9 protein-coding genes are annotated in these 10,595 nt (G+C 49.2%); 5 read left to right on the top strand and 4 right to left on the bottom strand.

Annotated features, from left to right (window positions below; translation table 11 throughout):
* The first annotated feature begins 366 nt into the window (after positions 1-366).
* From Q7U71_07760 to Q7U71_07780, 5 genes are all read left to right on the top strand, one after another.
* Positions 367-1,434: an SIR2 family protein gene (locus tag Q7U71_07760; protein MDO9391652.1), complete on the top strand. Its 1,068-nt coding sequence runs from the start codon at positions 367-369 to the stop codon at positions 1,432-1,434.
* Between the two features lie 85 nt (positions 1,435-1,519).
* On the top strand, positions 1,520-2,320 hold the full coding sequence (locus Q7U71_07765) for a hypothetical protein (protein MDO9391653.1): 801 nt from the start codon (positions 1,520-1,522) through the stop codon (positions 2,318-2,320).
* Positions 2,313-3,008: a hypothetical protein gene (locus Q7U71_07770; GenBank protein MDO9391654.1), complete on the top strand. Its 696-nt coding sequence runs from the start codon at positions 2,313-2,315 to the stop codon at positions 3,006-3,008. Before Q7U71_07765 ends, Q7U71_07770 begins: the two co-directional genes overlap by 8 nt.
* Positions 3,009-3,020: 12 nt before the next feature.
* Positions 3,021-3,629 carry a hypothetical protein gene (locus tag Q7U71_07775; GenBank protein ID MDO9391655.1) on the top strand — a complete coding sequence of 203 codons (609 nt, stop codon included), beginning with the start codon at positions 3,021-3,023 and terminating at the stop codon, positions 3,627-3,629.
* A gap of 149 nt (positions 3,630-3,778) precedes the next feature.
* The gene (locus tag Q7U71_07780) at positions 3,779-4,534 is read left to right on the top strand and encodes a hypothetical protein (protein ID MDO9391656.1); all 756 of its coding nucleotides are present in this window, start codon (positions 3,779-3,781) and stop codon (positions 4,532-4,534) included.
* 250 nt (positions 4,535-4,784) lie between these two features.
* Here Q7U71_07780 and Q7U71_07785 read toward each other — a convergent pair whose 3' ends face one another.
* From Q7U71_07785 to Q7U71_07800, 4 genes are all read right to left on the bottom strand, one after another.
* Positions 4,785-6,461, bottom strand: a complete 1,677-nt coding sequence (locus Q7U71_07785) for a hypothetical protein (protein ID MDO9391657.1) — start codon at positions 6,459-6,461, stop codon at positions 4,785-4,787.
* A 227-nt stretch (positions 6,462-6,688) separates the two neighbouring features.
* Positions 6,689-8,248, bottom strand: a complete 1,560-nt coding sequence (locus Q7U71_07790) for a DUF4388 domain-containing protein (GenBank protein ID MDO9391658.1) — start codon at positions 8,246-8,248, stop codon at positions 6,689-6,691.
* Between the two features lie 131 nt (positions 8,249-8,379).
* Positions 8,380-9,120: an ABC transporter ATP-binding protein gene (locus tag Q7U71_07795; protein ID MDO9391659.1), complete on the bottom strand. Its 741-nt coding sequence runs from the start codon at positions 9,118-9,120 to the stop codon at positions 8,380-8,382.
* Positions 9,117-10,580: a transglutaminase-like domain-containing protein gene (locus Q7U71_07800; protein MDO9391660.1), complete on the bottom strand. Its 1,464-nt coding sequence runs from the start codon at positions 10,578-10,580 to the stop codon at positions 9,117-9,119. The genes Q7U71_07795 and Q7U71_07800 overlap by 4 nt, the downstream gene beginning before the upstream one ends.
* Between the last annotated feature and the right edge of the window lie 15 nt (positions 10,581-10,595).

Here is a 10,595-nt window from a genome sequence, read left to right on the forward strand (position 1 = left end):
TTGCACGTGCCGGAAAGCTCGTCGCGCATTGCTGAAAGCTGATAGCACATAGCGTAGAGCTGGCCACACATCCGGGAAAACTGGTTGCGCATATGGGAAAGGTGATCGCACGCCTGGGAAAACTGTTTGCACATTGTGTAAAGCAGATAGCACATAGCGTAGAGCTGGTCACACATTGCGGAAAGCAGATAGCACATAGCGTAGAGCTGGCCACACATGGCGGAAAGGCGGTCATACGCCTCGGAAAGTTAAATCTGTACTGTGGTAAGGTGGTCAAGCATGACAGAAAGGTGAACCATAACAATAATAAAAAATAAGTGTTGTTTTTTACACTTAAAAGGTTGTAAAATGATAAAAAGGAGAAGGATGAGGATTGCAATATTTCTTGGTGCTGGAGCTTCTGCCGCAGAAGGGGCACCATTACAAAACAAAGTATTTTATGAATATTTCAACATGCTGCGTAGGCACGGTGGTGTTCATAAAATTATGGAAAAAGAGTTGCATACATTTTTTTTAAAAATGTTTGATATCAATGTAATAAAAAGCGATTTAGATAAAGTAGTATTTCCCACATTCGAAGAAGCACTAGGTATTCTTGATTTAGCGGAAAGGAAAAGAGAAACACTAAAAAACTTCGACTTAGAAAATATTGCAAACAATAGCAATAGAATACGTTTTATAAGGCAATATCTTATATTATTGATGGCTAAGGTCCTACATGATAAACTACGATCTTCAAACGGTCTTCATAAAAGGTTAGTTGATAAACTTAAAAAATCAGGTCAACTAAAGAATACTGTTTTTATAAGTACAAATTATGATATATTAATTGACAACGCTCTTACATCACTTTACCCACAATTTATGATAGATTATGGTGTAGATTTCGTAAACTTCAATCATGATGGCGATTGGAAGAGACCAACACGCAATTCGGTTGATTTATTAAAACTACATGGATCTCTAAATTGGTTGTATTGTCCAACCTGTAATACATTGGAACTAACACCTAAAGAAAAAGGTGTTATCCGGCTGTTAACAGATTTATCGCATTCTAAATGTAACTATTGCGGTTCAGTAATAGTGCCAATTATCATACCACCAACTTTCTATAAAGACATGTCTAATATATTTTTAAGCATTTTGTGGCATAAAGCAGAACTTGCGATGAGAGATGTTGAACATATTGTATTTTGTGGGTATTCATTCCCTGATGCCGATATGCACATAAAATATTTACTAAAAAGGGTGCAAACTAATTGCAAACATAAAATCCATATCACCGTTATTAACAATCACCCGGGCAAACAAGTATCAATTTCAAATTTAGAAAAAGAACGTTATAGTAGGTTCCTTGGTAAACATGTTAACTATACAAATAAATCATTTGAAGATTTTTGCAATGCACCACAGAGTATTATTGCCAATTTGTAAGGGCCATTATTGCTTTTATATACATAAATAATGACACCCCTATGCAATATATTACTGCAAAATAATTAATATAGAGAGGGGTTATATGATTAGCACAATTATATGGGGTTTATTTGCATTAACATATGCTTGTATTGCTTCAAAAAGCTTAGTTAATAATTATGAAACAGCAAAACTTATAATATATGCCGCAGGTTTTATTGGTCTAACCAGTACATTTATTAGTAAACTATATTGTAATAGTTTTACCTTTTATTTGTATTGGAATAGATTTAAATATAAATTAAGGAATTATACAACAAAATGGAAAATAACTATAAGATATGATGGTACATTTCCACCAGAAGTCATAAAGGTTATTGAACAATATATTTTAGCAAAAAAAGAAAACGGAAAAATATTACATGCAAACAATAATTCAATAAATTTTACAATTAATGATGCATTAAATTTTTACCTTGACTATCAACCAAAACATATTAACAAATGTAGCTTTGATACGTTAGATGTGTCGTTGACAACTTTTGAAATTGGATGCAATGATTCAAAAGCAAAACTTGACACAGAAATAATACCAATCCTAACAGAACTAAATACGTTAATAAAGCCAGATAATGTATCATATGCGCTAAGTATATCTTTTATAGACAATCCATTTTTTGCCTTATTGTTGTCACATCTAAAAGATGAATATATAAAATCATTTTCGCTTGATTTAAAACTTAACAAATACAATGTTGGTGAAAATGCAGATAAAGTATCTATTAATAAGAGTAATATAGTGATTAATTCAAATGATTTGCATAGTTTAAATGAGCTTGCTAAGGATTTCATTTATCTTTCAAACAATTTAAAACACTATGTGAAGGGCACAAAAAATGCCTAAATCCTATAAAATTACATATACTAATGAATTTAACAGGACAGAATATTCTTACAAACCATATAATCTAAATAATGCGATGGATATGCCAGGGATTATGCCTGGCCCACAATCAACAATATATGAGACAAGAGATCAAATAGCATTAGATGACTTTAGAAAATATTTAATAGAACATGAACTAATAGAGAATGTTTTAGGCAGAACAGGGGATTACGCTTTTCAAAGCTATATTAGAAAAGAAAATATTTATGCTTACCAAAGCAACAATGCAAAAACCCTTCTCTTGTCAGGTAAGAAAAAGTATGTTACAGACTTTTGCGGTAAAACAAAACAAAATAACAGCATCAAAATTAGTGTCGTAGACATTAACATGGGTGATTTATTGGCAAAGTTACCGCATGTTAAAGGTGTCTGGTTCAGCTTTCAAAAGGGCTTGATACGTTCATCCGCCTTAATGGGTGCAGATATAGAATCGACGGATGATTTTATTAAATATAAAACCGAAGGGGATATATCAACCTTATCATTTTACTATGAGTATAAAAATATAAAACATTCTGTAATGGTTACCAGTGATGGCACTATAGTTTTATACGCGGTATATAAAGAAATTACAGATGAAATTGAAATAGTTCTAGATATAAAAAACAAATTATTGTATGATATTCAAAACATTATACCTGTATAGAGGCCTTATAATATGTATATTAATATAATTGTTAAACCCCAATATCATTGGTTGAAAATATGTGGAGGCATAATATTATTTATTTATTTTCTTTTAGAAGACCATCGAAACAATAAATGGGTAAGTAAAATAGCTTCATATAAAAATTCTTTAACCCATTTGCACTATCTTGAGATGGAAACAAATATTATTCAATGCTTAATTGGGCCAACTGAAATATCAGGTGTTAATTTAAATAGAATGCGGCAAATAATCAACAACTATATAAGTTATAATGAGTCACTAATGGGTATATATGATGTAAAACCATCAATTGACCAAAATAAATATAGACTAAAAATACAAAATGAGTTTTTTAACAAAACACAAGAAATATTTGAAAGAAGTGGGCCAAATACAAATATAAGTGTTGAGATAAATAAGGAAATGCTGGAAGTGCTTTCAAAAACAAAAACAATATTTCATGAATATTACCAAAACGAAATATTTAGAGGTATTATTAACATTGATAATTTTGATACTGAGCCATTATTGAGAAAAATTGAAAAAAAGAACAATTGCTTGAAAACAATTACAACATTATTGTTCATAATTGGAAATACTTTGCTGTGGTTTGCTTAATTGTAAATTAACTGTTGTTCTACAAATCAAGCAGCCCGGTCATTACTGACCGGGCTTTATTCTTTTCCCCCACTTTTCATTTGACAACCCCCGCCCAAAACCTGTATATTTATCTTAACCTTAATACCAACCGCAGGTAAATTCCTAAAATGAAAAAACTTCTGATCTTAGTCCTGCTGGCCCCGCTGTTCATCGGCGCGGCACCGCCGGATCCCAACCAGAACACCGTTGAGTTCTGGGGCGGCACCGGCCAATACCGCCGGGATGCCGGCTGCGGCCATTACCAGAAAGTGGAATACCAAGACATCGCGGTCAGCTTCAAGCACAAGGGGGTGGAGACGGAGGAATACCTTAACGACAGCGGAAAGGTGGCCGTCAGGAAGGTGGCATCCCCGGTTACCTTCATCCTGGACGCCTCGATGACTCGGGGCACCGCCGTCGACATCGACCCCGTCTATTACTACGATGATATTACCCCCGTCCCGGTCGAGGAAACCGTGGAGTACGTCCAGGCTGGCGTCAAAATGCAGGCCGACTGGAAATACATCGGCTTTGGGTTGGGCGGGGTGGCGGTCGGCGATGAGGGAGGCTTTGGAGTGGTTCCGGCCGGGCTGCTGAGGGTCGGGCCGCGGGACCAGATCTATCTGACCTGGGAATTGTTATATGCCAACCCGATCCGCTCCGGCCACGGTTTTTTGGCCACCGGCCTGGGGCACCAGTCCGGTAACCTGGACCTGTGGGTTGGGCTGAGCGGCTGGTTGGAGGAGGATCATTCCCGGCCCTGCCTGACCGTGAAATACCATTTCGGCAACATGCTGCTGGGGGTGGATGCATCGTACGGGACCTCAGTCCAGGACGGGGTAAGGCCGTACTCGGTTTCAGTGGGAGTGGGGTATGAGTATTGACCGCCCCGGGGCCATTTGCCACAGAGCGGTGCACTGAGTTTACCGAAGTGACACTGAGACACAGAGGTATTTTATACTTTCGCCCCCGGCGAAGTGGGTGGGGTCAAAAAACGGCAGGTCAGTAATGACCTGCCGTTTTGCTGTGTGCTGGACCTAACCCACTTCGACTCTGCTCAGTGCATCGCCTCCCCCTTCCCCATAGGGAAGGGGTGGTAACAAGTCCCTTCCCTTGCGGGGAAGGGATATAGGGTTAGGTCTCATACCGCTCCAAACTCTTCAAACCCATCTTAAACGGAATGTAGATCACCAATGCGGAAAGGATAACAAACAGTCCCAGCGCCACGGCCAGCGCCGCGCCGTAGCTCATATAGTGATAGTGCTGGTGTCTCCACTGCCCGGAGGCATACAGGTAGGCCGGCCAGGCCAGCACCACCACCGACAGCCCCACGTAACCCAGCCCGGCCAAGGCGGCCAGCAGTCCCCCCAGCCCCGAGGCGATCCGGCTGGGGTTTCGTTCTTTAAAGTCCGGGAAGATGGCCCCCAGGCCCAGCACCAGGCTGGTGATGGCCAGGCACATTAGGCCCAAAGAAAAATGGCTCAACAGCCGCATCTGGGGCAGGGTCTTTAAAATATTGTTGGACAGCAAACTCAAGGTCTCGGTCAGCACCAGCGCCACCGCCAGGTTAAGGGTCGACTTCTCCATCAACAACCTTTTGGCCGAGACCGGGGCCGAGCGCATCAGCCACATCATCGGGCCCTCCAAACTTATCACCGGGAACACGAACCGCACCGACAGGGTGGCCAGAATGTACCCGGCAAAGGCGAAGTTCAAAAACGCTATGGCCACCTTCCAGACCGAAAAGGTGAACAGCAGGGGATAGGTCCTTAAGCCCCCCAGGTAGATCACCAGCAGGGAGAGGAAGATCAGACCCTGGGCCCACTGGCCGGGGTCGCGCAAAAAAAGCAAAGCGTCCTTGGCGGCAATGGGCAGGCGGTCGGCCAGTTTGGCGGTCAGCCAAAAACTTTTCCTAAAACCCAGGTCCGGGGAACTGCCCACCCGCCCGGTCAGGGCGTGATAGTAGATCTTTCCCGCCAGCCAGAAACACAGGCCCCCCCAGAAGGCGGCGGTGATCAAAAGCAGCCAGGCCATCTTAAGCGCCTCCCCAAAACTTTCGGGCAGGGGGGCCAGCACCAGCCGGGCCAGCCAGGTGCCGGGCAAAAGCGGCGAGCCCGCCAGGGCCAGCTGGGACAGGTAGTGCTCCAGCTCGGGCATGGTGTCGATCTGGGCGATCACCATCCCCTTGGGCTGGCCGAACAAAAAGAAGGCCCAGGCCGCCAGGGCCAAAAACAGCAGCAGGAATCCCAGCAACTGGCGCAGTCCCATTTTGGGGAAAAGCTTTATCAGCACCAAAAAGACCGACACCGATAGAAAGGCCGGCAGGGTGGTGAAGACCAGCAGAGAGATCAGATAGAACGCCAGGGCCAAGACGCTTTGGTGCCGGGCCGCGGTCAGCGCCGCCAGCAGGGGCAGGCCCATAATCAAAGTGGCCCAGGTGCTGAAGGAAAAGTTCTGCAGGAAGCGGTAGCTGAAAAGCTTGGAGGGGGCCATGGGGGTGGCCAGCAGGTAGTCCACCTCCGGGGAATAGTAGAGGGTGGAGAGCGAGGTGATCAGGTTGCTTAAAAACAGCATCAAAAAGAAGGTCAGAAAGGCGGTGGACATCAGCCGGAACAGCAAAGGCCGCCCGATCTCCTCCAAGGCCAGCAGGTAGGCGAAGATCTTATAGAACAAAAAATACCCGCCCACCAGGAACACGGCCACGGCGAACAGGTAGGACGAAAGCTGCAACAGGCGGCCCCGGCGGGGGGCGAAGATCTGCGAAGCCGAAGCCCTAAACAAGGTAGTTATAAGATAGAGAGATAATGACATCTGAATGAAAATCCTAAATTCGAATATCTAAATCCTAAACAATTAAAAAATTCTAAACACAAAACGGTTGAATTTTGGAAACAATGACATCTGGATGAAAATCCTAAATTCGAATATCTAAATCCTAAACAATTACAAAATTCTAAACTCAAAACGGTTGAATTTTGGAAATTCGGTGATTGGTGTTTATTTAGAGTTTAGTGTTTAGGTATTAGGGTTTCGTCCGGTTACAGCTTCTCAAACTCGCTGTGCGACAGGGCCAGGATGTTGTCGATGGGGAACAGCCAGCGGACGTCCAGCAGTTTCCGCTGGATCAGGGCCAGCCGGGGGGCGGGGGGCAGCTTCATCACGGCCGAGACCACCTTCTCGATGTACTTCTCCCGGCCGCCCCGGGCATAGACGCTGAAGACCTTCTCGGTGGCCTGGTCGGCCTCCTCGATCTGCATCGCCCCTTCGGGCAGCAGTTTCGGCGGAGGCAAATGCCGGACCGTCTTCAGGCTTAAAAAGGCCTGGGCCGTCTGGGCCGGCTTGGCGGAGAAGGGCGACAGGCCCTCCACCACCTCCAGGAAGCCGGAGGGGATGACGAACACCTTCTCGTCCTTAAGCAGTTTCTCCGCTTTTTGGGCCAGACCCTCCAGCTTGATGTGATGCCAGCGCAGGGCCCGGCCGATCTCTTCTGTTCCCCCCAAAAGCTCCATCAGCTCCGGCGGCAGGGCCAGGATGTAGGCCAGGGTCCGAAGTTCCTCGTCCCGGACCTGGGGCATCACCGACAAACTCTGGATCTGGCGCTGGTGGAGGTAAAGGGCGAACTGGGGCAGGACCTGGCTGTCGTCGTGGATCGGCCAGCCGTTGACCAGGGTCTGTTGGATGTCCGAGGAAAAGGAAAGGCTGCTGCCCTCCATCGGCAGGTTGCCCAGCAGGTGGGAGATGCCGTCCAAATTGGCCAGGATCTGGGGGTGGTTAAAGGGATAGCGGGTGATGTTCCTGACCAGCAGGCCGAATTGTTTCATCAGCAGGGCGATGGTCTTCACCTGGAAGGCGGGGTCGAACGACCGGGCCTCCCGCTCGGCGGCCGGAAGCCCGGCGGCCTTCTCGGCCAGGCCCAGGTCCAGCAGTTCGCTCAGGGTCTGGCAGGTCAGGAATTTCCCCATTCCGCTCAGGGCCACCAGATTGGCCACCGACAGGGACCGCTGGCCCAAGAACTCCAGCAGTTTTTCCTGCTCCGGGGTCAGTCCGGCCGGCCGGGGTTTGGAGCCGGGCTTGACGATGGTCTCCAGGGAGGGGATCTCCTTCTTGATCCTCAGCCATTCGTCCAGCCGCCGCATGCCCTCCAGCAGAAAACCGTCCACCGCCAGCCGCACCGGGTATTTGGCCTGGGTGTACAGCCTGGCCTTGACGTCAAAGACGTAGTGCCCCTCCACCCAGGTGAAGATCTCGTCCATGATCTCCTGGATCTTGAAGCGGATCACCTCCTCAAAATCGTCCTGGGACAAAAAGCCGCGCTCGATCAGGATCTCCTCCAGCGGGACCTTCAGGGCCTTCTGCTGGGCCTCGGCCTCCATGAACCCGGCCTCGCTCACCAGCCCGGTCTTGAACAGGTATTCGGAGATGTGCTCCTGCCGGCCTTCCTGGCGGTAAAAGCCCCCGGTGATGTAGCCCTGGTCAAGGTCAAAGGCGGCCTCGTCGCTGCCCTGCTTCAGGGTCAGGACGCCGTTCTTGCGCTGGCTGGAGATCAGCTGAAGTATCTCGGGGATGCTGAAATCGGAAAGATTTCCTTCTAATGCCATCTTATTAGCTGTTAGCCTTTAGCTGTTAGTTGTTAGCCGGAATCAATAAATTTAATTTTGCCACTAAGCCACCAAGGCACCAAACCATATTAAAAAATTGGAAATAAATTCGTGTCTTTGTGTCTTTGTGGCTAATCTCCAGTTGTCCGGGTGAATTCCAGGTACAGGCTCTCCAGGTCCTGGTGCCTATGTTTCGAAAGCTCCCGCAGTTCCTCCAGGGTGCCCAGGGCCGCCAGTTTTCCGCTGGCGATGATGCCTATCCGGTGGCAGATGGTTTCGGCCAGGCTCAAGGTGTGGGTGGAGACCAGCAGGGCGCAGCCTTTTTGGGCCTCCTCCTGAAAGATCCTTTTCACCAATATGATGCTGGCCGGGTCCAGTCCCACCAAAGGCTCGTCTATCAGATACACCTTGGGCTGGTGGAGCAAAGTGGCGGCCAGCACCGCTTTCTGGCGCATGCCGTGGGAATAGCTCTCGGCCCGGCGGTCTATCCACTCCCGGGCCTCGAACCGGTCTATCAGCTCCTCCACCCGTTGCTCCAGTCCTTCATTAGAGCAGCCGTAAAGCCGGGCCACCAGGTGCAAAAACTCCCGGCCCGACAACTTCTCGTATATGAAGGGGTCGTCGGGGATGAAACCCAGGCACTGCTTGGCCTTCAAGGGTTCCTGCTCCACATCAAAGCCGCAGATGGAGCGGGAGCCGGCGCCGGGCCTTAAGATCCCGGCCAGCATCTTAAGCGTGGTGGTCTTGCCGGCCCCGTTGGGCCCCAGCAGGCCGAAGATCTCCCCCGGCCCGATGGACAGGCTGATGTCGTTGACCGCCAGCTTGGCGCCGTACGATTTGGACAAGTTCTTAAGCTCTATTCCCTGGTTCATGGCTGGTGTTCCAATATCTCAATTTTAAGGCTGCCGAAGGCGGAAAGCAAACGGGTCTGCTGGCTGAGGTCGCCCTCCACCAATCTTAAGCGGGCGGCGTCGGCCGGGGCCTGCCCGAAGGTGGGGTCCAGCTCGATCCACTTTCCGCAGTAAACAGAATTCCAGGCGTGGTAGTAGAACTTGCCGTCCAGATAGACCACTCCCAGGGAGATCTTGCAGGGCAGTCCGGCGGCCCGGGCCAGGGCGGCGAACAGGGTGGCATGCTCGTTGCAGTCGCCCCGCCGTGACTGCAGCACCTCCACCGCCGAGGGCAGGCTGACGGTCATGCTTTTCTCCAGGTTCTCAAACACCCACTTCTCCAAAGCCAGCGCCTTGTCCCAATCGCTCTTTTTTCCCTTTACCAGTCTTTGGGCCAGCTTCATTATCTCCGGGTCCTGCGACTGGATCAGCACCGTGGGCTTCAAATACTCGGACAGTTCGGGCTGTTTACTGTTTACAGTTTTGAGTTCCGAGGTCTGCTCTTTGATGATCTGCACCACCTGCTTCAGGCTGTCGGTCACCGCCTGACGGCCTCCGGAAATATCCAGGCCTTTCAGGTCCAGCCCCGAGACCGCGATCACCATCCGTTCCGTCTCTCTTGGCTTGGGCAGTTCCCCTTTGATCACCGGCACCGCAATGCTGCCCAGCATGTCCATCCCGGGAAAATCTTCCGGCAGTACCAGGGCCTGCTCCTTGGTCTGGCGGATCATGGTTATCCCCAGCGGGCCTTCCTCCTTAAGGGTCTGCCCCAAAGTGTCCACCCAGGCCAGGCTTTTGGAGCCTGAGAAGCTTACTTCCAGCTTTACTGCCGGCGTCCACTGGGCATCCAGTCGCAGGGAGTCGGGGCCGACCACCTTTACCGACAGGGGCACCACCGCCATGGAGGCCGGGTCGAAGACCGAGAAATCATATACTTTGCCGGGTACCAGGTTCTTGCCCAGCAGCATCGGCTCCAAAGCCTCGGGCATGGTGATGTTTCCCGGGATGTCCATCTCCGTGCTCTGGCTCTGGCCGTTGGACAGGATCTCCAGGCCCAGGCGCTTTCCCTTGACCCGGCCCTTGACCGAGATCTCGGCCGCCCCGGCCATCCTGAACTCAAAGCCGGTCAGCTGGTAATCCTGGTCCAGGTCGTAGTTCAAAGTGGTGGAGACCTGGCGGACCTCGCCCATCAGCGGCAGGCGCATCAGCGACTTGCTGGAGACGGCCTGACCGCCGGCAGTCAGCACCCGGGTCAGGGTGACAGAGTAGCCGATCTTCCGGTCCTGGTAATAGATGCCGTGCCATTGTTCGGACCCGGCCATGGTCCGGGGTTTGATCCTAACGCCGGCCGGCTGGCAGCCGGCCCGGCCCAGGCCGAACCAGGCCAGGGAGCCAACCCAAGCCAGGCCCAGCAGTATCAGGGATATTGTTCTTTTCGACATAACTTGCTATCGGGC

The sequence above is a fragment of the bacterium genome, assembly GCA_030655055.1.
Classification (GTDB): Bacteria; Edwardsbacteria; AC1; order AC1; family EtOH8; genus UBA5202.